Below are 25096 nucleotides of genomic sequence, written 5' to 3' on the forward strand. Positions count from 1 at the left end.
CACCACCACCATTCGCCCCTGCGGGGCGAATTCGATGATTACGACCCGCCGCCGCGACGGTCCACGTACGCGTCGATCTCGTCACAAACCTTGTGCAGCGTGGCGACGTCGCGCTGTTCCAGGCGCAGGCTGCGCCGCAGGACGCGGCGGATGGAACGCAGGAAGGTCTCCTCGCTCGGCGTGGACGTGAAGCCGATCCTGAGCAGCGTTTCATGAATGCGCCGAGAGACCCGCTCCACTTCCCGGTGCCCGGCCAGGCGCACCTCGGAGGGCAGCGGCGCCTCTCCTCCGATACGAAACAGTTCGTACGCGCAGACCATGACGGACTGGGACAGGTTCAGGGACGGGTAGGTTGTCGCCGCGGGGATCCGGGCGATGACGCTGCACCGTTGCAGTTCGTCGTTCAGGAGGCCGCGGTCCTCCCGACCGAAGAGAATCCCCGCAGGCTGGTTCCGAGCGACGGCAGCCAGTTCGGTGCAGGCCTGCTCCACGGACTGGATGGGGTTCAGCCAGATGCCGCGCGTGCGGTTGGTCGTACCCACGACGAGGGCGAGATCATCCACCGCCTCCTCCAGCGTCGGGACAACACGGGCCGTATCCAGGATCTCTCCGGCGCCGTGGGCCATCCATCGGGCTTCCGCCTCGTGGCGGAATTCGGCGGGGTTGACCAGGACGAGGCGGGAAAGGCCCATGGTCGTCATGGCCCGGGCGACGGCGCCGATGTTACCCGGCACTTTCGGTTCCACGAGGATGATGTGGATTCGGGAGAAAAAGTCCGGTGCGATACTTTCCGATCGATCCGCCATGGGGAGATCCGAGTGTTTCCGAAACAAACAAGCCGCCCTCATATACATGGGACGGCTGGGAAATGGCTGGCGTCTCTGTTTGCGGGGAGACGCCGGTCAGGCCTGCCCGTCTTCCTTCGACTCCAGTGCTTCCACGGCGGCCTTGAGCTCGGCGATCTCCGTCTCCAGCTTCTTCTCGCGGCCAGCCAGCGTAAAGAGGTAGAGGAACAGTCCGACCAAGATCAACGTATAGGCGGAAAACAGGTACCAGAAGTTCTGATCCACGGTGTTAACTCTCCTTTAACGCGCACAAAACCGTACGCTCAAACCTGCGCTGTCTTACGCTCCAGATATCCGCTTAAACCCCGACACTGCCGGGATGCCGGTGCTCCACGCGTTCCCGCAGGGTCTCCGTCTCGTCGTGTAGCCGCTCCAGCGCCATCCGTCGTCCCATAAGGTAGAAGAACAGCAGGGTGAAGGCGATCGCCGACACACCCAGCGCGATGCGCATGTCGACTTCCATGCCCGCGCCGAGACCCTCTTCCGTCATGACCAGGGAATCGGGATGCAGGCCCCGCCACCACATGGTCGCGAAATGGATGAAGGGGATGTCTATCGTACCGAGGATGCCCAGCACGGCGAGGAAGGTCTTCACCTGGGGCATGTCGTCGCCGTACACACGCAGCATCAGGTAGGCCACGTAGATGAGCCAGAGGATCATGGAAAAGGTGAGCCGCGGGTCCCAGGTCCACCACGTGCCCCACACCGGCTTGCCCCAGATCGGTCCGGTGATCATCACGAAACAGCAGAAGACGAAGCCGACCTCCGCGGCGCTGTAGGCCACGATGTCCCACCTGCGCTCCCGCAGCCACAGGTAGATGACGCTCGATACGCCCACCAGCACGAAGGCGAACTCCGCGATCCAGGCGGAGGCGACGTGAAAGTACATGATCCGCTGCACATCCCCCATGACCCGCTCCCGGGGCGCCCAGAGAAGCGAGAGGTAGAGCGAGGCGACCAGGCCCACGAGACAGATGAGACCGAAGGGCGTGATGCGCAGGCGGGCGGCGATTCCGGCCATTTTCATTCCTCCACGATGTACTCGAACAGCATGACGGACGCGACCAGGAAGACGACGGTAAACACCGACAGCAACCTGATCCAGTTCGTCATGTCCTGCCAGTCCCCGCCCTCGAAGGCGGTCCGCGTCGTCTCCACCAGCGCGATCAGGACTGGTGAGGCGACGGGCAGCAGCAGGACCGGCAGCATGACGTCCCGCATGCGCGTGTTGACGGCCACGGCCGCGAACAGGGTGGCGACGGACGAGAAACCGACCGTCCCCAGAAAGAAGATCACCAGTAGTTTAGACAGATAAGGCAGGATTGTCATGTTGAAAAACAGGACGAAGAGGGGCAGCACCGCCAGTTGGACCAGCCCGATGAGCGTGATATTGCCCAGCAGCTTGCCCAGGAAGATGGATCCGCGGTCGATGGGCGTGAGGAGCAGGCCGTCGAAGGTGCCCCGGTCTTTCTCCGGCGAGAAGGACCGGCTCGCACTCAGCATGCCCGCGAAGGCGAAGGCCACCCAGATCATGCCGGGAACCACGCGCCGGATTACATCCGCCCCCGCGTTGAAGGCGAAGTTGAAAATGATCACGACGATCAGCGAGAAGACGAACATGGTTACGGCCCGCTCGCGGGTGCGGTACTCTACGACCATGTCCTTGCGGTAAATCTGCCATGACTGAGCGAGGAAGGATCTCATGGGTTCTGGCTTCTCCCGTCTCCAGCTCTTCCCGGGTGCCTGGTACCTGGTTTACACGGATTCGGGGCCGAGGCCTGTTTCGTGAGACGACCCGGACCGGACAGCGATCATACCGCGTGGTCCCGGTAGGTCCGTTCGAATTCGACCTGAGACAGGCCACGGGTCTCGGCCTCGAAGACGAGGCTTCCGCGGTTCAGGATGGCCACGCGGTCGGCGGACTCCATGCCGCGGACCAGGTCGTGGGTCACGAGCAGTATCGTCTTGTTCCGCTCGATAAGGATTGCCTTCAGCATGGCCAGCGCGTCCTGGTCCAGTCCTGAGTAGGGTTCGTCAAGCAACAGGATATCCGGGTCGTGCAGCAGGGCCCGGGCCAGGGCCACCCGCTGGCGCATGCCGCGTGAAAGCGTGCGGACCGGACTCCCCGACCTGGTCTCCATGCCCACCGTGCGCAACAGCTCTTCTATCCGCTCCTCGCGGTTTTCTACCCCGAACAGTTTCCCGTAAAACCGCAGGTTCTCCCGTACGGTCAGTTCGTCGTATAGATAGGTCTGGTAGGACAGCACGCCGATCCGCCTGCCCAGGGATTCGTCGCGGTCCTTCGTGATTTCGTCGCCGTCGAGGAACACCTGGCCGCGGGACGGGCGCACGAGCCCGGCGATGACGCCCAGCAGGGTCGACTTGCCCGCGCCGTTGGGACCGAACAGGGCCAGGAAGGAACCGGGCGCCACGTCCATGTCCACCCGGTGCAATGCCCGGAAACGGCCGTAGGTTTTGGTCAGCTGACGGATGCTGATGCCGGGGGCGGATCGATCAGTCATCGCGGCTCCCGGTTCGGCGCAGCCGCAGCGCCCGGTCTTTCAGGCCGTCGCGGCGGACGCGATAGGATGACTCGTCCAGCCCTCCGCTCTCGTAATGATCGTCCAGGGCGGCCATGGCCTGGACGATCGCCGTGTACTTCCGTTCGTCCTCGGGCGAGAGATCGGCCCGGGCCGGCGGTTCGTCCGGCTGCTCGGGCTTGACACGGATCCCTACGACGAGGCCGGCGGCCACGATGAGCACCACGAATCCGAGCATGCCCCATTTCATGACGTCCTGCCAGGCCAGGACGCTGGGGAAGGCGACTTCCACCGACATGCCCCGTCCCACGCCGACACGGTTCGAAAGCAGCAGGTATTCGTCTTCGCCGACCTGTTGCACCCCGTCGTTGGTCAGATTGGTGGCGGTGACGGTCTCGCTGCTCGGTGAGACCAGAACCTGGACCCTGTCCACGTTATAGTCCATCTGCCTGGTGAACCGGTGGTCTATGGACGCCCTGTCCACGTTGTAGGCGTATACGATCCGGGCGACCCCCGGGGGTATGGGCGCCGAGAACAGCAGACCGCGATCGGTATGCTGAAGCCCTTCCACCATCGGCTGCAGTCCGAACGCCGCCGCGGGCAGGGTGTAGACGAGGCCCAGGCCCACGGCCGGCGGCGGCGCGAAAGTCAGGTTGCCCCGGTTTTCCACGACGATGATTTCCGTGACGTTCAGAATCTCCGGTCCCGCATCCACGACCAGGTGGACCGCGCTGTGGACCAGGTCCGTTTCATCGGTCGTGATATCGAAGACCTGGAGCAACTCCTCTACGCGGCCGGAGCCCGGTTCGAGGGGGATGTGCCCGGTCAGGTAGGGCATCTCCAGGTACCGGGTGGCGACCACGTAGTGCGACCCGTCGGCCGCCAGTCCGGTGAACTCGTAACGGCCCTCACCGTCGGTAACGACCCTTGCAAGGGTCTGATCCGGACCCTCTTCGCTACTGTGATTCAGCAGGGTCACCGGGTGTCCCGCCATCGGCAGACCGGTGGTTCCGTTCACGACGGCGAGGGCTATACTTGCCGTCTCCTGGGCCTGCGCCGGCCGGATCGGCCCGATCACCACGCTCACCGCCATGGTGACACAGGCCACCAGGACCGCATAATAAACAAAAAGCCCCGAAGGGCCCGAAATCCGCTCGGATCTCAAGGAATCACCATCACGTCAGTTTTTCTCCACACTGCGCGCAGAATTTGGCAGTGGCCGGATTTTCGGTACCGCAGCCGCCGCAGGTACCGCGCTTCAGAGAAGCGCCGCACTCGATGCAGAAGTTGGCGGATTCCTCGTTGATCGTGCCGCAACTCACGCACGACTGAACACTCACGGTCTGCGCCGGCCGCTCGGCGGCGGTCTTTCTTTCTTCAACAGGCGTATCCACGACCGGCGCCATTTCATCGACGGCCGTATCATCGACGGCCGTCTCCACTACAGTGGCCGCCGGGTCCCGCCGCCGCCGGACCTCCAGCACTGACTCCTCGATCTGTTCCTCGACGGACAGGTCGGTGCCGGCGGTCCGATCCAGTTCGTCGAGCACGTCCGACGCTTCCTGCATGTATTCCTGGCGGAGCGCTTCGTGATCCTCGGCGGCCAGCTTGCCCATGTTGTAATCGATGTTCAGCTCGCGGATGGACGAATAGATGAAATCCTTCTTCTTCAGCAGATCGTCCCGGCGGGACCCGGTGGACCAGGCGGTCCAGGGGCGGCGGGCCGACCCTTCCAGCATAGGACTGATCATGAAGGCCAGTACGCCCAGCGCGAGCAGTCCGCAAGCAACCAGTGTCATGATCCGAACCGGCTCCCCTTGTACGCGTGCCGGACGAACCGGTGCGCCGTCCCCCTAGGACCGGGGAAGCGGCTCCGGCGACTTCGGCTCGGTCTGCTCATACTGACCGTATCCCCCCTCGGCCTCGTACTTGGACGGACACTTGGCGTAGAGTGTATGGGCGTTGAAGGTCCCGTCCCGGGCATATCCGCCCTCCACGACCACTTCCGAATCGTCCCTGAATGTATCCGGGACTACGCCGGTGTAGACGACGGGGGCCTGAACACCGCCCTCGTGAGCGATGAAACGGATGCGCATGGAGCCTACGTCGCCTCGCTGGATTGATCCGTTCACGACCTTCCCGTGCAGGCGCAGGTTCTCGTCGTAGGCCACCTCGCCCGTTGCTACGGCGGCCTTCAGTTCGCTCACGGTCAGGTAGTACATGGTCGCATCGGTCACCCCGGTATAGATCAGGTAACCGATGGCGGCGATCACCAGGCCGAAGCCCACAAGGAATTTCCGCTGCTTTTTCCGTTTACGATTTTCCATGGTATGCTCCGTAGTTGTCTTGTCTGGCGCGACCCTCGCAATATAGGCGATTCGCCCGGTTCCAGCAAGCGATATTTGTCGCCGCGGACAGTCCTCCGGCTTGCCGCGGATGCGCGTTTTCGCCGTCCTCAAACCCTGTAACCTGCGCCGGCGAATCTGCTTGACACCCGGCCGGGCCTCCCCTACCTTACGCCGGGGTCAACCCCGCCAGGAGTCACGTCCAGAGACCATGGCGCCTGCCCCGTAACCGCCCGTGTTCGCGCACCGGTTCGGATTTCCCTTCAGGAACATCATGTCCGCTTTCACGTCTGCCCAGGATGTCATCCAGCGCTTCGAAGCCCGGGACTACATCTGCGGTCCCGACCTGGCCACGCCCGTCTTTCTCATGGAACGGCTCGAGAAGCCGCTGCTGGTAGAGGGCCCTCCCGGCGTGGGCAAGACGGAGATCGCAAAAATGCTTTCAGGCGCGCTGGACCGGCGCCTGATCCGGCTGCAATGCTACGAGGGGCTGGACGAGTCCAAGGCGCTTTACGAATGGGAATATACCAAGCAGTTGCTGTACACGCAGATGCTCAAGGACCGCATCGGCGACCTGCTGAACCAAACTGATACGCTCGGAAACGCGGTTGAAGCGCTCAACCGGGAGGACAGCGCCTTCTTTTCCCGGCACTTCCTGCTCCCGCGGCCTCTGCTGGAGGCTATCCTCTCGCCGGAACCTGTCGTCCTCCTGGTCGACGAGATCGACCGCTCAGACGACGAATTCGAGAGCTTCCTCCTCGAGGTGCTGAGCGACTTCCAGGTCAGCATCCCCGAACTCGGCACACTGACCGCGGCCCGGCGGCCCCTCGTTGTGCTGACGAGTAACGCGAACCGGAACCTGTCCGAGGCGCTCAGGCGGCGCTGCCTGTACCTATATATCAACTATCCCTCCCTTGAGCAGGAGGTCCGGATCGTCCTTCGCAAGACACCCGGTATCGATGCGGACCTGGCGAACCAGGTCGTCCGGTTCGTCCAGAAAATCAGGACGCTCAACATGCGCAAGCCCCCCAGCATCGCCGAAACGATCGATTGGGCGCTGGCGCTGGTGGTCCTGAACGCGCAGCACCTCTCGCGCGACATCCTTTCGAGCACGCTGAACGTCCTGATGAAGGACCGGGAGGATATCGAACGGATCATGCGGGACGGCTACCATGATCAAGCGGCTGGTTGAGTTTGCCAGGCTGCTCAGACAGTCCGGCGTACGCGTTTCCATGGCCGAGACACTGGACGCCGCTGAAGTGCTTCGGCACGCGCCGGTCACCGAACGGCCGGCCTTCAAGGCGTCCCTGCGGGCCACCCTCGTCAAATCCCGCGAGGACATTCCCGCCTTCGACGAGGCTTTCGAGCAGTTTTTCCTGGTCCAGGTAGGGGACGACGCGGAAGAACTGGACGATCCGTGCGGGGAGACCGAGGGGCCGCCCGACGGCCATCCCGATATCGACGAGTTTCCCGATGACGGGGAACAGGACGTCCGGCGTTTCCAGGACGAACAGGGAGAGGCCATGGCGGGAGACGGGGAAGGGGACCCTGCGGATACAGACGAGTCGGAAGACCTGGAAGGCGACCTGGAGCGGATGCTTGCCCGCGTGCAGGTAGGGGAACAGGCGTCGGACGCGGTCACCGAGCCCGGCACGCAGCCGAACCAGCAGGCGGAAGACGTCGACCTCTACCAGGAACTGCCACCGGGCGACGTGGAAAACCTGTACGAAGCGGTGGAAGATCTCGCCCGTAATCTCGTGACGCGCAAATCGCTTCGTTACAGGAAGTCGCGCCACGGCAGAGTCGACATCAAGAATACGATCCAGCGGAGTTTTCGCACGGGCAACCTGCCCTTTCACATCATCTACAAGCACCGCAAGATCAAGAAGAACGAACTTGTCGTGTTGTGCGATGTCTCGGGATCGGTCTGGGAGGTCGCCCGCTTCTTCATCAAGCTGGTCCACGAAATGCAGAATCAGTTCAGCCGGGCCCGCAGCTTTCTCTTCGTGGACCGGATCAACGAGGTGACGGACGAATTCGACAGCAGGCCCTTCGAAGAAATCGTCGAAAACCTGAAGGACGACCACGCCCTGAATTTCTTCGGCCTGAGCGATTTCGGAAGGGCCTTCTACCAGTTCCACGACGAACACCTGCTGTCCCTCTCCAGAAACACGGTGCTCGTCATCCTCGGCGACGCGCGGACGAACTGGTTCGACCCCCAGGACTGGGTGTTGGACGAGCTTAGAAAAAGGGTGCACCAGACGATCTGGCTGAACCCCGAGCCCACGCAGTACTGGGACACCGACGATTCCGTCATGTCCCGTTACAGCCCGCACTGCGACCACGTGCTGGAATGCCGGAACCTGGCCCAGCTCCAGGAAATCGGCGAACTGATTCTCAGGGCGTGAGTCAGATCGGATTCATAAATGAAACACGCACACCTTCCCAGAAGCATCGGCGTGGTCCTTGCGGTCTGCCTGCTCGGCGTGGCGCTGTGGACGACCCGTGGCAGCGGAGATTCCGGTCACGACCTGTTTCTGCGCAATGATTTCACCTTCGGCCGGGTGGTGTACCAGAACTACGGCGGGTTCTACCGGGGATTCGGATGGGGGCGGTGGTCGGTGGATTTCCCGTCGGCCGACGCCAACGTGATCCGTGCCCTGCGGGCCACGACCTCCCTCAAGATCAACGAACCGCAGGCCGTGGAGCTGACCGACCCCGATCTGTTCGATATTCCCTTCCTGTATATCCTGGAAGTCGGATCCCTGCAGTTCAGCCAGGAGGAAGTGGACGCCCTGCGGGAGTACCTGCTGCGCGGCGGGTTCCTGATGGTGGACGATTTCCACGGATCGCGCCAGTGGGCGGTCTGGGAATCGCAGATGAAGCGGGTGTTCCCCGAACGCGACATCGCGGAGGTCCCCGCCGGTCACGCGATATTCCACTGCTACTACGATTTCGACGAGTATCCCCTGGTGCCCGGTACCGCGGCCTTGTGGAGACCGGGCAACTACGAGCGGGACGGCGCGTTGTACGGCCACCGGCTGCGGGGCATAACCGACGATGGCGGAAGGCTCATGGTGCTGATGAACTGGAACGCCGACCTGGGCGACGGCTGGAAGCACGCGGCCGATCCCGGGTACCCGCGCGCGTATTCGGTGACCGCGTACCGGCTCGCCGTGAACTACGCCATCTACGCGATGACCCATTGACTCCGCGGCGTCCAGGCCCAGGCCCGCCGTTTCGATTAAGCGCGTTCTCGGTGGTTTAGTCGCCGGACTGAACGCCAGGCGGTCCGTCTCGCCGATTTGTGGTTGGATTGATTCGCTCGGTGACCGTCAGGTGCTCGAGGGCGGCCGCCAACACCTCTATGGACCGCAGGTACTCGTCCAGGACGATGTGCTCGTCCGGCGTATGGTCCAGGCTCGAATCGCCGGGACCGTAGGCGGCAATCGGACACTTCCATGCCGGTCCGACGATGCACATGTCCGACGTGCCCGTCTTCTTCTTGAAGGTCGGACGGCCGCCTTCCTTTCTGATGCCCTTCAAAAGGGCCCGGACCAGCGCCGTGTTCTTCGCGGCGACCACGCCCGCCAGCCGCTGGTCACACACGATTTCCGCGGGATCCGCCTGTTCCGTCACGAAGCCGATCAGGTCATCCAGGTCGTAACCGGGCGGCACGCGCACCGAGAAATACGCTTCGACGCCCTCGGTCAACCCCTCGTCGCAGGTACTGAATCGTCTTAACTCGAGCCGTGGTGATTCGAATTCGCTTTCCGTAGCCTGGCCGGCGACGCGCGTTTGAAGCGCGTTGTACAGGCCGATGGCCCGTTCCCCCGCGCGTCGATGGTTTCCCGCGTGATGGGCGTTGGGCTGCTTGAGGCGGTAGTCGAACCCCACATGGCCCTTGTATCCGATGGTGACACTGTCCCAGCCGCTCGGTTCGCCGATGAATACGTAGTCCGGCCGCATGCGGTCCACAAGGTGACGGGCGCCCTTCGAGGTAGGGCACTCCTCCTCCACGGCGCCGACGACCGTGATCCGGGCACTGTCGATTGCCGAGAACCGGGACAGGGCGGCAGCGAAGGCGGCCAGGGGACCTTTGGCGTCCACCGTGCCGCGACCGTAAAGCCTGCCCGATTCTCCCCGCACGGGGACGATTCCGGGTACCGTGTCGATATGGCCGACCAGGGCAATGTGTGGTTCGCCCCGGCCTGTCTCGCCTACCGCGTTCCCTGCTTCGTCCACCCAGGCGCGGAGACCTCGGCGCTCCATGGCATCCACCAGGAAGGAGACGGCTTCGCCTTCCTGCGTGGAGGGACTGTATCGCTCGACCAGGCCGCGCAGCAGGGCGATGTCGTCGCGGTCACGGCTCATTCGGCCTCCCGGACGCCGGCCGGACTGCGCCGCACGCGCCGCTTGCCGGGGGATCGCGCTTCCGCGCGGGTTCCACGGTCCGCCGAACTTTTCTCCAGTGATCCCAGCACTGCGCCCACGGCCTCCACTACCTGGTCGATCTCTTCCCTGGAGATCGACAGGGGCGGCAGGAAGCGCAGCACCGTGTTGCCCGCGGGCAGGGCCATCACGCCGCGCTCCATGAGTCCCCGGAGGACAGGGGTGACCCTTCCTTTTAACTCGACCCCGATGATCAGGCCCAAACCCCGGACCTCCCGGACGCCGGGTGCGTCCAGCGCCACGAGGCGATCTCGGAAATACGCCCCGTTCTCCCGGGCGTTCTCGACAAGCCCTTCCTCCTCCAGCACACGCAGCGTAGCCAGGGCGGCAGCGCAGATCACCGGACTGCCGCCGAAGGTGTTGCCGTGGGACATGGCGGGGACGTCCCGGACCGAGTCGGCACAGAGCGCCGCGCCTACGGGCAGGCCTCCGGCCATGGCCTTGGCCAGACAGAGGATGTCCGGTCGCAGGTCATGGTGCTGGCAGGCGAACATGGCACCGGTCCGCCCGAAGCCGGTCTGCACTTCGTCCACGACGAACAGGGTGCCCCGTTCCCGGCACAGCGCTTCCACGCGCCTCAGATACGCGCCGTCGCCGAGCCGCACGCCGCCCTCGCCCTGTACCACCTCCAGGATCACCGCGGCGGTCCCGTCGTCTATGGCTTCCTCCATGGCGGAGGCGTCGTTGTATTTCACGTGGGTGAACCCCGGCACGAGCGGTTCGAAGGGGGCGCGGTACTTGGGATTCCAGGTCGCGCTCAAGGCACCGAAAGTGCGGCCGTGAAACCCGCGCTGGGCCGCGATGATGCCCGACCGGCCGGTTACGACGCGGGCGAATTTAAGCGCAGCTTCCACCGCCTCCGTACCCGAATTGCACAGGAAGAGCCGGTCCAGCCCCACCGGGGCGGTCCGGGTCAGAGCCGCGGCCAACTCCGCGCGGCGGTCGTTGTAGAAGGTATCCGGACAAATCACGAGCCGCTTCGCCTGCCGCGCGACCGCCTCCGCCACGGCCGGATGGCTGTGGCCGATGTTTGCCGTGCCGATTCCGCCGATACAGTCGATGTATTCCCGGCCCCGGTCGTCCCGGATCCGCGTGCCGCTGCCCCGGACGATCACCACGTCCCGCTTCGGCAGAATCCCCATGGATCCGCGGTCTTCCATTTCCTGATAGTCTGTCATTTTCCTTCGGCTCCTATCGACGTTACCGTTCATCCGTCTTTACCGCTGTCTGCTCCCTGGTCCGGGCGGCTGCTACCCGGTTGTCGGCCCGGGCAGCCGTTACCCGATCACCGTGCCCGCGCCGCGCAAGGCCGCAGTGACCGGTTCGGGTATTCTGCCGTCGCCCAGGATCACCTGGCCCACGCCCACCTCCAGCGCTTCCTTGGCGCCAAGCAGCTTCTTCTTCATGCGGTCCCTGGCGTGGGTCGCGATCGCCTCGTCTATTCCGTCCCGGGATATCCGGAGTATCAGGGTGCTCTCGTCGTCCGCATCCTCAAGAAAACCGGGTGTGTTGGAGAGGATGACCAGCCGTTCCGCGCCCAGGGCGTCGGCGATCACGGCGGCCGCGCGGTCCCCGTCCACGTTGATCACCTCGCCTTCGTAGCTGATGGCGGGGGGACTGACGACGGGCAGGTACCCCTGGTCGAGGAGCGTGGTCAGGAGCGAAACATTTGCCTTTTCAATGCGGCCGGTGTAGTCGTCCCGCAGGACCTTCGTCCTGCCGTCCTCGACGATGCGGATATTGGGCTTTCGACGGCCCTCGAGCAGCCGGCCGTCCACGCCGCTGAGGCCGACGGCGTTGACGCCCAGTTGCTGCAGTTTCTCGACGATGCGGGTGTTGCGTTTCCCGCAGTACACCATGGTGAAGATGTCCAGCGTTTCCTGATCGGTGACCCGGCTCGTGTATCCCGACGGCGACGTGACCATGCGGGGCGGCTTGCCCAGTTGCTCCGATATCTGGTTCAATTCGTCCGACGCGCCGTGCACCAGCACCAGCGGTTCCGTTTGCCGGGCGATGTCTTCGAGGACGTAATCCAGGTTGATGCCCCTGCTGCCGCCCGTCTTCACCACGATCATGTACGTTCTCCCTCTTTTACCGCGCCGAGGACCTCCGACCGGGGTATGGACGCCTGCGTGCTGTCCGCCATGCGACGTAGCATGACGACGCCGTTTCTCACCTCTTCTTCACCGATGATCAGGGTATAGGCGGCGCCGAGCCGGTCGGCCTGTCTCATCTGGGCCTTCAGGCTCCGGTCTTCCCACAGTGCCGTCGTGCCTACGCCGGCCGCGCGCAGCTCCTGCGCCAGGACCACCGCGGCGGACTTGGCTTCCGCGCCGAGATAGGCGACGAATACCGACGGCTTCGGCATGCCGGGAGGCTCGATCCCCTCCTGCTTCATGGTGAGTATGATACGCTCAATGCCGGAGGCGAAGCCGATCGCCGGCGTTTCGGGCCCGCCGACCGTCCCGATCAGCCCGTCGTATCGTCCGCCGCCGCATACGGCGTTCTGCGCGCCGATGCCCGCGGCCCAGACCTCGAATACGGTCTTCGTATAGTAATCCAGTCCCCGTACCAGGCGGTGGTTTACCTCGTAAGGCCGGTCCAGGCCGTCCAGGTAGGACCGCAGGCGGTCGAAGTGGCCGCCGCAATCTTCGCACAGGGAGTCCTGGATCCGCGGCGCGTCTTCCGAGATCGTGCGGCAGGATTCGTTCTTGCAGTCCAAAAGCCGCAGCAGGTTCTGTCCGTAGCGGCGTTCGCAGTCGCCGCAGATCTCGCCCAGGTGCTGCGCGTACCAGGACCTCAGCGTATCGAGGTATCCCGGCCGGCACGCGGGGCATCCCGTGCTGTTCACCTGGAAGGAGAGTCCGCGGATGCCGACGTCCTCGTAGATCTGCCAGGCCACCTGCATCACCTCGAGATCGACGGCCGGGTCCTGGCTGCCCAGCACCTCCACGTCGATCTGGTAGAACTGGCGGTACCGGCCCGCCTGGGGACGCTCGTACCGGAAGGCCGGGCCGATCGTGAACAGCCGCAGGGGCTGAGGCCTGCCATGGAGCTTGTGCTCGGCGTAGGCCCGGCAGATCCCCGCCGTGAATTCGGGGCGCAGAGTCATGCGCTCGTCGCTGCGGTCGAGAAAGGTGTACATCTCCTTCTCCACGATGTCCGTGGACTCGCCGACGCTCCGTTCGAAGAGGCCGGTCTGCTCGAAGACCGGCACGTCGATCTGCTCATAGCCGTACAGTTCGCAGACCCGCCGCGTCCTCTCGATCACGTGCCGCCAATAGGCCTGGTCCTCCGGCAGGATGTCGTAGGTGCCTCTGGGGGCCTTGTAGTTCATTTCTTCTTCCTATACCGGGTGCAGGCCCGGAAACTCCAAGGCCGTCCGCTCGTCCCACCCGTACATGATGTTAAGCGCCTGCACGGCCTGCCCGGCGGCACCCTTGACCAGGTTGTCCAATGCGCCCATGACCACGACTCGGTCGCTGTGCGCGTCCCGCTCGAACCCGATATCGCAGTAGTTGGTCCCCGAGAGAAACTTCGGATCGGGGTACCGGAACACGCCCTGGCGCTCCTTGATAATGCGGATGAAGGGTTCCCGGTCGTAGGCCTCCCGGTAGATACCCCAGATATCCCTTTCGGACAGGTTGCCGTTTGCAAAAGCGTGCGTGGTCATCAGGATGCCGCGCACCATTTCGATGGCCGTCGCCGAGAAATGGACCCCGGGCGCCTGCCCGCCGAAGGTCAGCTCCTGCATGATCTCCGCCGTGTGGCGATGGCCCGTGGGCTTGAAGGAGCGTACCGCGCCGCTTCTGTCCGGGTGGTGGGTGGACCGGTCGGCCCGGTGCCCCGCCGCGGAGGAACCGATCTTCCCTTCCATGAACAGGCGCGAAGGATCGACGGCGCCGGCCCTGACCAGGGGCGCCAGCGACAGGATCGCCGTGGCGGCCAGACACCCGGTGCACGCGACATACTCGGCTTCCCGGATCTCGTCCCGGTACAGTTCGGCCAGCCCGTACACGAAACGGCCCAGCATTTCCGGGTGCGTGTGTTCGTGCCCGTACCAGGTGGGGTAATCCGCCGGATTGCGCAGGCGGAAGTCGGCGCTCAGGTCGATGACGCGGCCCGCCAGGCCGGAGAGGGCGTCCCACCGTTTCATGGCCTCGCCGTGGGGGAGGCACAGGCACAGCACGTCGCAGGGTTCCAGGTCGGCCAGGGCGCTGAACTTGAGGTCCGTGACCCGGCGCAGGTTGGGATGGGAACGGCCCACGGGCTTTCCGGCCAGCGATTCGGAAGTCACCTGCCGGATCTCGATTTCCGGATGGAACAGCAGCATCCGCAGCAGTTCCCCGCCGCCGTACCCGGACGCGCCTGCGATCGACACCTTGATCATGATCGGGCCACCTTTAGCAGATAGTCGATGATTCGCCCGGGGATGTCCACTCCCGTAGGCTGGACACTGTTCCGGAATTCCATGGTGTAGTTGACCTCGTTGACCAGGATCCCGTCCGCCGATTCCAGCAGGTCGACGGCCACCACGCCGCCGCCCACCGCTTCCGCGGCGCGGGAGGAGAGTTCTCCCACCTCGCCCTCCACGGGACAGTTGGCCGTCGTCCCGCCCAGGGCGGTGTTGGTCTTCCAGTGGTCGGAAAACCGATAGACGGCGCAGATGGTCTCGCCGTCAACCACGAAGGACCTAATGTCCCGGCCGGGCTTTTCGACGTACTCCTGGATGTAGATCACCGAATGCTGAAAGGACCCCAGGGTCTCCTTGTGCTCCAGCACCGCTTCAGCCGCGTGACGGTCGTTGATCCGGGCGATCAGGCGGCCCCACGAACCGATGGGCGGCTTGAGTACGACCGGATAGCCCATGGATTCCATCTCCGCGAGAGCCGATTCCGCCGTGAAGGCCACGCGGGCCTTCGGCGTCGGCACCCCGTGGTCCACCAGCGCCATGGTCGTCAGGAACTTGTTCCCGCACACGCGGGCCACGTCGTAGGTATTGACGGTTTTGATGCCGCTGGCGTTGAGCATCTTCAGCGAGTAGAGCGCCCTGGAGTGGTTGATGCACCGCTCGAGGATGACGTCGTGGTCGTACCGGTGGTTTTCCAGGTCGAAGACGATGCGCCGGTCGTCCATCCGGTCGAATTTGATGCCCCGGTTCGCGGCCGCCTCGAACAGCATCTTCTGCTCCTTGGAAACGACGGACAGCAACATGCCGATCTTCACGAGTTCCGTCCCCCCTGATCCACCGTATCCACCACATAGTCCATGATCTTGCCCGGAATATCGACCCCCGTGGCGTCCGAAGCGTCGGAAAGACCGGTCGGCCGCCCCATCTCCTGCACGAACCAAGCGTCCCTGGTGCGGACCATGTCCACCACCGCTATGCCGCCCCCGATGGACCGGACGGCGGATACCGCGAGGGCGTTCAATTCATCCGTTACGGGTTCCTGCTTCATCAGGCCGCCATCGGCGATGGATCCGATCCAGTGGTGGGTCAGCACCGATACGGCGGCGACCGTCTCGTCGCCGACCACGTACGCCCTTATGTCGTGTCCGGGCGCGTCGATGTGTTTCTGCATGAAGAAGATGGAATGGTGATAGGCGCCCAGAATACGCTTGTGCTCCAGGACCGTGGCCGCTGTGTACTTGTCCCCTATGCGGGAAACCAGTTGATCCTCCGGACCCTCCACGGGTCTCAGGACCACGGGGTAACCCAGGTCCTCCATGGCTCCGAGGGCCGATTTCGGCGTATAGGCCACGCGCATGTCCGGCGTCGGCACCCCGTTCTCCCGCAGAGCCAGGGTCGTCAGCAGCCGGTTGCCGTAAGTCTCCACCACGGACTGCCGGTTCACCGTGGGGATGCCCCAGTGGTCGAACACGGTCAGCGCGTACACGGCCCGGTGGTGATCCACGCATCGCTCCAGGACCACGTCGAGATCCATATGCCGGCGGTCCAGTTCGCATACCTGCCGGGTGTTGTCGATCGTCGTCACGTCGATTCCGCGGCGGCCCGCCTCGGCGATCAGACGCTTTTCGTCCTTGCGGACGCGCGACAGCACGATGCCCATTTCCATGGATCGATACTTCCTCTCGCCGGCCAGGCCATAAAAAAAGGAGCCGGCCTCTTCGCCCTATCGGAAGAGGAACATGGCTCCTGTCAGTTCCCTTGGCCCGGCAATGCCTTGTGGCAGTTTACTGCGGGCCGCGATGAGCGAACGAACGCAAATCACAATCATGATTTCCATGTTTATGTTTCATTCGTTTGCTCATCGTAATTTCCTGTACGTTTACGAATCCGCCACGCGGGAACGGACTCACTCTCCCCAGTCTTCTTCTTCTTCCGGCGCCAGCGCCAGCTCCAGCGGATTGGCGCTGATCACTTCGAGTTCCGCGCCGCACTCTTCACAAGTTATGATTTCGCCTTCCACGACATCAAAATCCAAGTCGACCGAGGCGCCACATTCAGGGCAGGTTCCCATGATCCCCCCGTTTACGTCCATGCAGCCTTGGAACGAACCGTTTCGAAGGTCCTTTCACCCTTCCGGGAAGGTCCCTTTCTTCCTTTCAGAACGGTCGAAATATATGATGCGGGCCAAACGTGTCAAGCGGTTTTTTATGGCTCATCTATGTCTCATCCGCCTCGGTTGTCCCGCCGGTTTCTGCGGATTCGGAAGACGCCGGATCGTCCTCTTCATCGCCGGGCGTGATCCTGGACACGTCGATCACCCGGTCTCCCTCGCCCAGGTTGATGAGGCGGACGCCCTGGGTGTTCCTGCCGATGGGACGCAGGTCGCGGACCGGCAGGCGAATGATGAGGCCGTCCACGGTGATGATCATCAGCTCGTCTTCGTCGGAGACCGCGTGTATCGAGACCACGGAGCCGTTGCGTTCGCTCGTCCGGATGTTGGTTACGCCCTTGCTGGCCCTGCGAGTCAGGCGATAGTTCTCTATGCCCGTCCGCTTGCCGTACCCGTTCTCGGTAACGGAAAGCAGCGTGGAGTCCCGTCCCGACGCCAGCATCCCCACGACCCGGTCTTCTTCCCCGAGCCGGATGCCCCGCACGCCCTGCGCGCCGCGGCCCATGGTCCGGACGTCGCCCTCGTGGAAGCGGACGGCCTGGCCGTTCCGGCTGGCGATCACGATGTCATTGTCTCCGTCGGTAAGCAGGGCCTCGATGAGGGCGTCGCCCTCCAGGATGTTCAGCGCCACGATGCCGTTCTTCCGGGGATTCCCGTACGCCGAGAGGACGGTCTTCTTCACGAGGCCGTTCCGCGTCACCATCAGGATGTAGTGCTCGTCGTCGAAAGTCCTGATCGGCAGGAAGGCCGCGACGCTTTCTCCCTGGCCGAGCTGCAGCAGGTTGACGATGGCCTTGCCGCGGGCCGTGCGGCCGGCTTCCGGGATCTCCCAGACCTTCAGCCAGTAGCACTTGCCGCGGTTCGTGAAGAACAGGATGTAGGAGTGGGTCGAAGCCGAAAAGAGGTGTTCCACGAAATCCTCTTCCCGCGTCTTCATGCCGGTGATGCCCTTGCCGCCGCGGTTCTGGCTCCGGTAGGTGTCCATGGGCAGGCGCTTGATGTACCCGGCGTGCGATATGGTGATCACCATCTCCTCGTCGGCGATCAGGTCCTCGATGCTGAGATCGCCCTCGATGTCGATCAACTCGGTCCGTCTTTCGTCGCCGAAGCGTTCCTTCAAGTCGATCATCTCTTCCTTGATGATCTGCATCCGCCGTTCCAGCCGCGAAAGAATGTCCCGGAAGTCGGCGATCCGGGCAATCAACTCGTTGTACTCATCCTCGAGCTTGTCCCGTTCCAGTCCGGTCAGGCGCTGCAGGCGCATGTCCAGGATCGCCTCGACCTGGGCCTGCGACAGTCCGAATTCGTCCACCAGGACTTCCATGGCCTCCTCGCCGGTACGCGATCCGCGGAGGATTTCGATCACGCGGTCGACGTTGTCGAGCGCCACGCGCAGGCCTTCGACGATGTGGGCCCGCTGTTCCGCCTTCTCGAGGTCGAAGGCCGTCCGGCGCACCAGCACCTCGTGGCGGTGGTCGATGAAGTGCTGAATGCATTCCTTGATGTTCAGCACCCGGGGCCGGCCGTCCACGAGCGCCAGCATGGTGACGCCGATGGTGGTCTCAAGAGGCGTCATCTTGAAAAGATGGTTGAGTACGATGTTGCCGGGAATGTCCCGCCGCACGTCGATGGCGATGCGCATGCCCGACCGGTCGGACTCGTCCCGTATGTCGGTAATGCCAAGCAACTGCTTTTCGCGGACGAGGTCGGCGATCTTCTCGATCAGGCTGGACTTGTTGACCTTGTAGGGGATCTCCGTGACGACGATGGTTTCCTTCTCGCTCTGTTCATGAACCTCGATCGTCGTGCGGGCGCGCACCTTGATCTTTCCGCGGCCGGTGTGGAAATACTCGTTTATCGCGTTGCGGCCGTATATGATCGCGCCGGTGGCGAAATCCGGACCCTTGATGTGCCCGGAGAGCTCCTCGATCGTTATTTCCGGATTGTCGATCACGGCCACGATCCCGTCCACCACCTCGGCGAGGTTGTGGGAAGGCAGGTTGGAGGCCATGCCCACGCCGATGCCGAGCGATCCGTTACAGAGCAGGTTGGGGAACTTGCCCGGAAGCACCGTCGGCTCGTCTTTCGATTCGTCGTAGTTCGGCATGAAGTCGACGGTGTTCTTGTCGATGTCCTCCATCATCTCGATGGCCAGGCGGGACATTCTCGATTCGGTGTACCGCATGGCGCCCGGCGGATCGCCGTCGATGGAGCCGAAATTCCCCTGGCCGAAGATCATGGGATAGCGCATGCTGAAAGGCTGGGCCATCCGCGCGAGGGTATCGTACACGGCGAGGTCGCCGTGGGGATGGTAATCGCCTATGGTCTGGCCGACGATCTTGGCGCACTTTCGCGTGGGCCTGCCCGGCGTGAGGTTCAGGTCGCGCATCGCCACTAGAATGCGCCGCTGCGACGGCTTGAAGCCGTCGCGCACATCCGGGATCGCCCGCGACAGGTTCACGCTCATGGAGAAGTCGAGATAAGAACTCTTCATCTCGTCTTCAATGAAGATGGGCTGGATGTTGTCGTGTTGTTCTACCGCCATGCTTTCCCCTTGAACGTGTTATCCCGTTTCCGGTTGATGGCTGTTCGTGGTGTCGCCCGACTGCACGGACCGTCCGGACCGCCCGATCCGCTTATGTGCGGCAGGCGCCGGGTGTCAGTGCAGGTCCAGGTTGTTCACCAGAAGGGCGTTTCGCTGGATGAATTCGTTTCGGGCGGCCACGTTGTCGCCCATGAGGATCGTGAATATCCGGTCCGCCTCCACCGCGTCGTCGAGGGTTACCCGGAGCAACGTGCGGGTTTCGGGGTTCATCGTCGTCTGCCACAGCTCTTCGGCGTCCATCTCGGCCAGGCCCTTGTACCGCGAGATCGTGGCGCCTTCCCGCCCCACGTCCAGGACGGCGTCGATCAGTTTTCCGACCCCCCTGACCCGCTTCTCGGTCTTGTCCGTGCTGACGACCATTTCGTTGTCCAGGACGTCCTCCAGCCGGCGGCAGAGCTGCCGAAGCCTGCGGTACAGGGAGGGATCCAGAGCCTCTTCGACGGGATCCACGGGCACTGGAACTTCGCCGGCCTCTTCCTGTTCCTTTCGGGCTGCCGCCCGGTCGCGCAGATCTCTCCGGTATGCGTCGTACAGGTCCCTTTCTTTGAGCATCCCCATGATCTGGTCGCGCTTCATGCCCGTCTTGACCAATCGTCCGATCTGCTCTTCGAAGTCCATCATCTCGCGGAGATGGGCGAGCAACTTGTCTTCGGTCAGGGCGTGCCCGTTGCCGTTCGCGTCCGCCCGCTGTACCCTGGTGCGGTCCACGCTCTGGTTGAGCAGGTATTCCCAGAGCTCCCTGTCGTTCTTGAGGTAGTCCTCCCGCCGGCCCTTGCGCACGCGGTACAGCGGGGGCTGCGCGATCAGGACGTGGCCGTGTTCCACCAGCGGACGCATGTACCGGAAGAGGAAGGTCAGCAGCAGCGTGCGGATATGCAGCCCGTCATGGTCGGCATCCGCCATGATGATGACGCGCCCGTAACGGAGCCTGGACAGGTCGAAATCGTCGTCAATGCCCACCCCGAGCGCGGTGATGATGGGCTGGAGCTTGTCGTTGCTCAGCACCGTGTCGATGCGGGCTTTCTCCACGTTGAGCGGCTTGCCCCAGAGGGGTAGAATGGCCTGGAAGGTCTTGTCTCGGCCCGACTTGGCCGTGCCGCCGGCCGAATCGCCCTCGACGAGGTAGATTTCGCAGGCCATGGGATCCTTCAGGGTGCAGTCGGCGAGCTTGCCCGGCAGGGTGGTGTTTTCCAGCGCGCTCTTGCGACGGGTCAGCTCCCGCGCCTTGCGCGCGGCATCCCGGGAAATGGCCGCCTGGATGCATTTTTCGACGATCTTCTTCGCCGTCGCCGGATTCTCCTCCAGGTACGTGGAGAGCCCCTCGCCGACCACCGACTCCACGACGCCGCGTATGTCGCTGTTGCCGAGTTTCTCCTTGGTCTGGCCCTCGAACTGGGGATCGGGAATGATCACGCTCACGATGGCCGTAATGCCTTCCCGCGTGTCGTCGCCGGTTATGGGCACCTTGAGGTTCTTCAGCAGGTTGTTCCGCTGGGCGTAGTTGTTGATGGACCGGGTGAGGGCCGTCTTGAATCCCACGAGGTGGAAGCCGCCTTCCGTTGTCCGCACGGTGTTGGCGTACGTGAAGATATTCTCCTGGTAGCCGTCGTTGTATTGAAAGGCGATGTCGATCTGGTTGCCGTCCCGGTTCTGGCGGATGCCGATGGTGTCATGGATGGGCGTCTTGTTCTCGTTCAGGTACTCGACGAATTCGACGATGCCCCCCCGGTACTCGAAAACGCTGGACTTGCCCCTGGCCTCTTCGTGCAGTTCGATGCGCATGTGGCGGTTCAGGAAGGCCAGTTCCCGGAAGCGGTGGGCGATGTGGTCGAAATTGAATTCCGTCGCGTCGAAGATCTCATCATCCGGCTTGAAGGAGACGGTCGTTCCGTTCTCCTCCGTCTCGCCCCTTACCTCCAGGCCGCATACGGGGATACCCTGCTCATACCGCTGGTAATAGATCTTGCCGTCCCGGCGCACCTCGACGACCAGCCACTCGGACAGGGCGTTGACCACCGACACGCCCACGCCGTGCAGCCCTCCAGATACCTTGTAGGACTTGTTGTCGAACTTCCCCCCGGCGTGGAGCATGGTCATGACGACTTCCACGGCGGGCCGGTTCTCCGTGGGGTGCGTCTCGACCGGTATGCCGCGGCCGTTGTCGATCACGGAGATATGTCCTTCTTCTTCGATGTACGTCTTGATGGTGTCGCCGAACCCCTGGAGATGTTCATCAATGGCGTTCTGCATCACCTCTTCCACGAGATGATGCAGGCCCGTGGAACTGGTGCTCCCGATGTACATGGCGGGCCGCTTGCGAACCCCCTCGAGCCCCTTTAGGACCTGGATATTCTCCGCGTCGTACTGATCGGGTTCCGGGGTGCCGGGACCCGATTCCGGCAATTCCGCACCGTCCACGCTGTCCTGGCCGTCCACGCTGTCCGGCGTATTTTCCCGTGTTTCTGACATCGATTTTACCTTCTGGAATTGGTGAATATGATGTCCTGGACCAGGGGCTTGCCGAATGAGCGGTCCAGTCGATTCAGAATCTCCTGCTTCATGTAGAACAGTTCCTGCCGCCAGGCCGCGCTGTCTACCTCCACGACCAGTTTGCCCCCTTCGAAGAATACCGCCCGCGCGTGCAGCGCGATGCGATCGCCGACCACCTGGGCCCACCTGTCCACGGCCTGCTGTTCCTCCAGCCTGCCTTCCATGCCGAGACTTCGCACCAGTTTACCGAGGGCGTCGCCGAGGGTGGTGGTTTTGTTTTTTCGCGTCATGCCCGAACCTCAGTCGCAGGGTGTCACCGCGCCCTCGTGGACGCGGAACCGGGTGATCCCCTCCCGGTAGTCCCCGATATCGCTTTCCTTGGCCGTCGTAATGAAGGTCTGGCCGTACGCGGGGACCATTTCCATCAGACGGTCCGTCCTCGCGGCGTCGATCTCCGCGAATATGTCGTCCAGCAACAGCAGCGGAGGCGCCTGCAGCTGGTGCCAGAGAAAGCGGGCCTCCGCCAGCTTCAGGGCCGTCGCCGCCGTCTTGTGCTGCCCCTGGGAGCCGTAGGCCTGCAGCGAGACTCCGTTCATGGTGATGGACAGGTCATCCCGGTGCGGCCCCACTTCCGTCATGCCCCGCGCCCGTTCCCGGTGCCCGTTCCGGTCCAGCGCCTCCTGGAAAGCCCCCTCGATGTCATCGAGGGCCTCGCATTCGAAGGATGGCGCATAGTCCAGCTCGAGGACCTCGTCGTCGCCGCTGATCGCGGCGTGAACCCGCCGTGCTTCTTCCTTGAGGGCCGAGACGACTTCCACCCTCTTTCTCATGATGCGGCTGCCCAGGTCGACCAGCGGCGCGTTCCAGACCTCCAGGTCCGGAGCTCTTTCCGGGTTTTCCTGGTGCGCGCGCAACGCCTCGTTTCGTTGCCGGACCACCCGCCTGTAGTCCTGCAGGGTAGCGAGGTATGCCGCGTTGGACTGCGAGATCGCGATGTCAAGGAAACGGCGGCGCGAATTCGGCGATCCCTGGACGAGCCTCCGGTCGTCCGGTGAAATCACCACGGCGGCCATGATGCCGTACAGGTCCGACAGGTTGCGCAGTGGCGACTCGTTCACGAGTACCTTCTTGCCTGTCTGGCGCCCGTATCTGATTTGTACCTCGACCTCCCTGCCTTCCGCCGACCGGCCCCGTCCCTGTATCAGGAAATGGTCCGCGCCCATGCGCACGAGCTCCCTGTCCTGCGCCTCGCGGCAGGACCGGGCCACGCACAGGTAATAGACCGCCTCCAGGAGGTTGGTTTTGCCTTGTCCGTTCGCTCCGATAAAAACGTTCGTTTGCAGGTCACAGGTCAGCGCCAGGGATGTGTAATTCCTGTAATGACTAAGGGACAGCCGCTTTAGATGCACCTTGTCAGTTTTCCACGTCGGTTAGTCTCAGGGGCATGATCAGGCACTGGTAGTCCTCGCCTTCCGCCTCTTCTTCGGAAGGCGTGATGATCCCGGCACTGACGGGTGAATCGAGCTTGAAGACCACGTCTTCGCTTTCTATCCGCTCCACGACGTCGAGGAGGTAGCGGAAGTCGTAGGCCGTATCCATGGCGTCGCCTTCGTATTCGGCCGGCACCTCCTCCCGGGCCTCGCCGCCGATATCGTGGCTGGACGAACTGAGCTCGATGAATCCCGGCCGTGCCGAATACCTGATCTGCCGCGTGGTCGAGTTGGACAGGACGGACACGCGGCGTACGGCGCTTTCCAGAACCTCGCGGTTCACCTTGACGATCTTGTCGTTTCCGCTTGGAATGACCCGCTCGTAATCGGGGTATGTCGCTTCGATCAGCCTGGCGTACAACTGGGCGTTCTCCAGGTCGAACACGACGTGATTGTCCCCGATCGTTATGCGGGAAGGCGTGTCTGATTCCCCGATGAGCCGTGAAAGGTTGTTCAGGGCCTTCGGGGGCACGATGATTCCTTCGGTGACCGTATCATCGACTTCGCAGGGCAAGGTCGTCTTGGCCAGCCGATGGGCGTCCGTGGCGACCATCCGCACGGAACCGCCGCCTATGCGCAGGAAGGCGCCCCACAGGCTGGGATGGGTCTCGTCCCTCGATACCGCGTACACCGTCTTGCGGATCAGGCGCTGCAGCGAAGACGCCGGAATCGTTATGGTCTGATCGGAAGGCACATCCGGAAGGGCCGGATACTCTTCCTTGTCTATGCCCACAAGGCGAAACACCCCCCGGTCGCACCGGACGATTACCTTGACGCCGTCCACCTCTATATCTACGGGTGCGTCAGGCAATTCGCGCACCATCTCCGCGAATTTCCTTCCCGGCACCGTGATTGATCCCCCTTCCGTGATCTGGGCGGGAATCTTCGTCACGATGGATATATCCAGATCGGTGGCCCCGATGGTCAGGTGGCCGTCCTCCGTCTCCAGCAGCATGTTGGACAGAATGGGCAGGGTAGTCTTGGGCGGCACGACATTCAGGACGGTCTGTATCCCGCTCATCAGCGTGGAACTGGCCGGTATGGTAATCTTCACGGAGTACTCCTTTGGGCAATCGGCACCGGTTGCCTTGCCCGGTCCGGAGCGCGCAGAACGCTACAGGGGTGGGTGTTATGTACAGTAACCTTTTACAACTATTGAATATATAAAGAACGAGGAGGGCTTGCGCAAGGGATTTGTGTGGTAAAACCTACACCATGTTGTAGAATGTGGCAAGGGGACACTGAAAACGTACCATATATAGTATATATTAAGTATGATATATAAAGATAATAATACTAATATACTATGTGGATATGTTGATAATACAGTATCTTTCTTTATAAAATCAACATATACAATAATTTATATCAAAAACAAGATGTGGAAAAACAACCACCTAAACAGATGTTTATCCACATTTATCCACACACTAGAACACGAATCGGCCAAAACGCGCTGTTATACATATGACATCGACACTTCTTATGCCAGTATCTCCGGGGTTATCCACATTAAAAACACACCCCGATGGACCCGGTCCGGGTGTGAACGGATCCCCCACCGTAGGAATGTCGTTTCGTGCCCGATCCGGAACCCATTTCCACATCAAGGCTTGACATTGATGGTGGATAGGTGTGGATACATTGGATAAACAATACGAAACATATTGCCGGAGGGAAGGTTACAGGAAGCAACCCATGTTGACAAGGTGTGGATAACTCCACATTTATCCACACCCTGGTGCTTC

At 62.7% G+C, this 25096-nt stretch carries 24 protein-coding genes; 3 read left to right on the plus strand and 21 right to left on the minus strand.

What is annotated here, in order from left to right:
• Positions 1-38 precede the first annotated feature (38 nt).
• From OXG98_12700 to OXG98_12735, 8 genes are all read right to left on the minus strand, one after another.
• The gene (locus OXG98_12700) at positions 39-806 is read right to left on the minus strand and encodes an RNA methyltransferase (protein ID MCY3772862.1); all 768 of its coding nucleotides are present in this window, start codon (positions 804-806) and stop codon (positions 39-41) included.
• A gap of 96 nt (positions 807-902) precedes the next feature.
• Positions 903-1070: a CcmD family protein gene (locus OXG98_12705; GenBank protein MCY3772863.1), complete on the minus strand. Its 168-nt coding sequence runs from the start codon at positions 1068-1070 to the stop codon at positions 903-905.
• A 73-nt stretch (positions 1071-1143) separates the two neighbouring features.
• Positions 1144-1866, minus strand: coding sequence for a cytochrome c biogenesis protein CcsA (gene ccsA / locus OXG98_12710; protein MCY3772864.1), 723 nt, complete (start codon positions 1864-1866; stop codon positions 1144-1146).
• Positions 1867-1868: 2 nt separating this feature from the next.
• On the minus strand, positions 1869-2549 hold the full coding sequence (locus OXG98_12715) for a heme exporter protein CcmB (protein MCY3772865.1): 681 nt from the start codon (positions 2547-2549) through the stop codon (positions 1869-1871).
• Positions 2550-2656: 107 nt separating this feature from the next.
• The gene (gene ccmA / locus OXG98_12720; GenBank protein MCY3772866.1) at positions 2657-3367 is read right to left on the minus strand and encodes a heme ABC exporter ATP-binding protein CcmA; all 711 of its coding nucleotides are present in this window, start codon (positions 3365-3367) and stop codon (positions 2657-2659) included.
• A complete protein-coding gene (locus OXG98_12725) occupies positions 3360-4550 on the minus strand; it encodes a hypothetical protein (GenBank protein ID MCY3772867.1) in 1191 nt (396 codons plus the stop codon). Before OXG98_12725 ends, ccmA begins: the two co-directional genes overlap by 8 nt.
• A gap of 10 nt (positions 4551-4560) precedes the next feature.
• Entirely contained in the window at positions 4561-5184 is a 624-nt protein-coding gene (locus tag OXG98_12730) for a zinc ribbon domain-containing protein (protein MCY3772868.1), read from the minus strand.
• A gap of 54 nt (positions 5185-5238) precedes the next feature.
• Entirely contained in the window at positions 5239-5712 is a 474-nt protein-coding gene (locus OXG98_12735) for a cytochrome c maturation protein CcmE (protein MCY3772869.1), read from the minus strand.
• A 292-nt stretch (positions 5713-6004) separates the two neighbouring features.
• Here OXG98_12735 and OXG98_12740 point away from each other — a divergent pair, with 292 nt between their 5' ends.
• From OXG98_12740 to OXG98_12750, 3 genes are read left to right on the plus strand one after another with little or no spacing between them, the layout of a single operon-like run.
• Entirely contained in the window at positions 6005-6922 is a 918-nt protein-coding gene (locus tag OXG98_12740; protein ID MCY3772870.1) for a MoxR family ATPase, read from the plus strand.
• On the plus strand, positions 6903-8138 hold the full coding sequence (locus OXG98_12745; protein MCY3772871.1) for a VWA domain-containing protein: 1236 nt from the start codon (positions 6903-6905) through the stop codon (positions 8136-8138). Before OXG98_12740 ends, OXG98_12745 begins: the two co-directional genes overlap by 20 nt.
• Before the next feature lie 18 nt (positions 8139-8156).
• Positions 8157-8939 (plus strand): DUF4159 domain-containing protein, encoded by a 783-nt coding sequence (locus tag OXG98_12750; GenBank protein MCY3772872.1) that lies wholly within the window; start codon positions 8157-8159, stop codon positions 8937-8939.
• 55 nt (positions 8940-8994) lie between these two features.
• Here OXG98_12750 and OXG98_12755 read toward each other — a convergent pair whose 3' ends face one another.
• From OXG98_12755 to dnaN, 13 genes are all read right to left on the minus strand, one after another.
• Positions 8995-10104 carry a [LysW]-lysine hydrolase gene (locus OXG98_12755; protein ID MCY3772873.1) on the minus strand — a complete coding sequence of 370 codons (1110 nt, stop codon included), beginning with the start codon at positions 10102-10104 and terminating at the stop codon, positions 8995-8997.
• Positions 10101-11360 carry an acetylornithine/succinylornithine family transaminase gene (locus OXG98_12760; GenBank protein ID MCY3772874.1) on the minus strand — a complete coding sequence of 420 codons (1260 nt, stop codon included), beginning with the start codon at positions 11358-11360 and terminating at the stop codon, positions 10101-10103. The genes OXG98_12755 and OXG98_12760 overlap by 4 nt, the downstream gene beginning before the upstream one ends.
• 99 nt (positions 11361-11459) lie before the next feature.
• Complete coding sequence (locus tag OXG98_12765) at positions 11460-12257, minus strand: [LysW]-aminoadipate kinase (protein MCY3772875.1); 798 nt, start codon at positions 12255-12257, stop codon at positions 11460-11462.
• On the minus strand, positions 12254-13519 hold the full coding sequence (gene hisS / locus OXG98_12770) for a histidine--tRNA ligase (protein ID MCY3772876.1): 1266 nt from the start codon (positions 13517-13519) through the stop codon (positions 12254-12256). The genes OXG98_12765 and hisS overlap by 4 nt, the downstream gene beginning before the upstream one ends.
• 9 nt (positions 13520-13528) lie before the next feature.
• Positions 13529-14572 (minus strand): N-acetyl-gamma-glutamyl-phosphate reductase, encoded by a 1044-nt coding sequence (gene argC / locus OXG98_12775; GenBank protein MCY3772877.1) that lies wholly within the window; start codon positions 14570-14572, stop codon positions 13529-13531.
• Positions 14569-15408, minus strand: a complete 840-nt coding sequence (lysX, locus tag OXG98_12780) for a lysine biosynthesis protein LysX (protein MCY3772878.1) — start codon at positions 15406-15408, stop codon at positions 14569-14571. Before lysX ends, argC begins: the two co-directional genes overlap by 4 nt.
• The gene (locus OXG98_12785; GenBank protein ID MCY3772879.1) at positions 15405-16259 is read right to left on the minus strand and encodes a RimK family alpha-L-glutamate ligase; all 855 of its coding nucleotides are present in this window, start codon (positions 16257-16259) and stop codon (positions 15405-15407) included. Before OXG98_12785 ends, lysX begins: the two co-directional genes overlap by 4 nt.
• Before the next feature lie 240 nt (positions 16260-16499).
• Entirely contained in the window at positions 16500-16667 is a 168-nt protein-coding gene (lysW, locus tag OXG98_12790; GenBank protein ID MCY3772880.1) for a lysine biosynthesis protein LysW, read from the minus strand.
• A 142-nt stretch (positions 16668-16809) separates the two neighbouring features.
• A complete protein-coding gene (gyrA, locus tag OXG98_12795) occupies positions 16810-19308 on the minus strand; it encodes a DNA gyrase subunit A (protein MCY3772881.1) in 2499 nt (832 codons plus the stop codon).
• A gap of 114 nt (positions 19309-19422) precedes the next feature.
• Positions 19423-21837, minus strand: a complete 2415-nt coding sequence (gene gyrB, locus OXG98_12800; protein ID MCY3772882.1) for a DNA topoisomerase (ATP-hydrolyzing) subunit B — start codon at positions 21835-21837, stop codon at positions 19423-19425.
• Positions 21838-21842: 5 nt separating this feature from the next.
• Positions 21843-22148, minus strand: coding sequence for a DUF721 domain-containing protein (locus OXG98_12805; GenBank protein MCY3772883.1), 306 nt, complete (start codon positions 22146-22148; stop codon positions 21843-21845).
• Positions 22149-22157: 9 nt separating this feature from the next.
• Positions 22158-23267, minus strand: coding sequence for a DNA replication/repair protein RecF (gene recF, locus OXG98_12810; protein ID MCY3772884.1), 1110 nt, complete (start codon positions 23265-23267; stop codon positions 22158-22160).
• A 4-nt stretch (positions 23268-23271) separates the two neighbouring features.
• Positions 23272-24402: a DNA polymerase III subunit beta gene (dnaN, locus tag OXG98_12815; protein ID MCY3772885.1), complete on the minus strand. Its 1131-nt coding sequence runs from the start codon at positions 24400-24402 to the stop codon at positions 23272-23274.
• Between the last annotated feature and the right edge of the window lie 694 nt (positions 24403-25096).

This window comes from Gemmatimonadota bacterium (genome assembly GCA_026706345.1).
Classification (GTDB): Bacteria; JAAXHH01; JAAXHH01; order JAAXHH01; family JAAXHH01; genus JAAXHH01.

Bases quoted from the DNA above. Each gene is read 5' to 3' on its own strand.
- OXG98_12730 (MCY3772868.1), bottom strand. From the start codon at position 5,184: ATGACACTGGTTGCTTGCGGACTGCTCGCGCTGGGCGTACTGGCCTTC.
- OXG98_12755 (MCY3772873.1), bottom strand. From the start codon at position 10,104: ATGAGCCGTGACCGCGACGACATCGCCCTGCTGCGCGGCCTGGTCGAG.
- argC (MCY3772877.1), bottom strand. From the start codon at position 14,572: ATGATCAAGGTGTCGATCGCAGGCGCGTCCGGGTACGGCGGCGGGGAA.
- OXG98_12805 (MCY3772883.1), bottom strand. From the start codon at position 22,148: ATGACGCGAAAAAACAAAACCACCACCCTCGGCGACGCCCTCGGTAAA.
- ccsA (MCY3772864.1), bottom strand. From the start codon at position 1,866: ATGGCCGGAATCGCCGCCCGCCTGCGCATCACGCCCTTCGGTCTCATC.
- OXG98_12700 (MCY3772862.1), bottom strand. From the start codon at position 806: ATGGCGGATCGATCGGAAAGTATCGCACCGGACTTTTTCTCCCGAATC.
- ccmA (MCY3772866.1), bottom strand. From the start codon at position 3,367: ATGACTGATCGATCCGCCCCCGGCATCAGCATCCGTCAGCTGACCAAA.
- gyrA (MCY3772881.1), bottom strand. From the start codon at position 19,308: ATGGCGGTAGAACAACACGACAACATCCAGCCCATCTTCATTGAAGAC.
- hisS (MCY3772876.1), bottom strand. From the start codon at position 13,519: ATGAACTACAAGGCCCCCAGAGGCACCTACGACATCCTGCCGGAGGAC.
- gyrB (MCY3772882.1), bottom strand. From the start codon at position 21,837: ATGTCAGAAACACGGGAAAATACGCCGGACAGCGTGGACGGCCAGGAC.
- OXG98_12760 (MCY3772874.1), bottom strand. From the start codon at position 11,360: ATGACAGACTATCAGGAAATGGAAGACCGCGGATCCATGGGGATTCTG.
- OXG98_12715 (MCY3772865.1), bottom strand. From the start codon at position 2,549: ATGAGATCCTTCCTCGCTCAGTCATGGCAGATTTACCGCAAGGACATG.
- OXG98_12745 (MCY3772871.1), top strand. From the start codon at position 6,903: ATGATCAAGCGGCTGGTTGAGTTTGCCAGGCTGCTCAGACAGTCCGGC.
- OXG98_12750 (MCY3772872.1), top strand. From the start codon at position 8,157: ATGAAACACGCACACCTTCCCAGAAGCATCGGCGTGGTCCTTGCGGTC.
- OXG98_12735 (MCY3772869.1), bottom strand. From the start codon at position 5,712: ATGGAAAATCGTAAACGGAAAAAGCAGCGGAAATTCCTTGTGGGCTTC.
- OXG98_12740 (MCY3772870.1), top strand. From the start codon at position 6,005: ATGTCCGCTTTCACGTCTGCCCAGGATGTCATCCAGCGCTTCGAAGCC.
- OXG98_12785 (MCY3772879.1), bottom strand. From the start codon at position 16,259: ATGGAAATGGGCATCGTGCTGTCGCGCGTCCGCAAGGACGAAAAGCGT.
- OXG98_12765 (MCY3772875.1), bottom strand. From the start codon at position 12,257: ATGATCGTGGTGAAGACGGGCGGCAGCAGGGGCATCAACCTGGATTAC.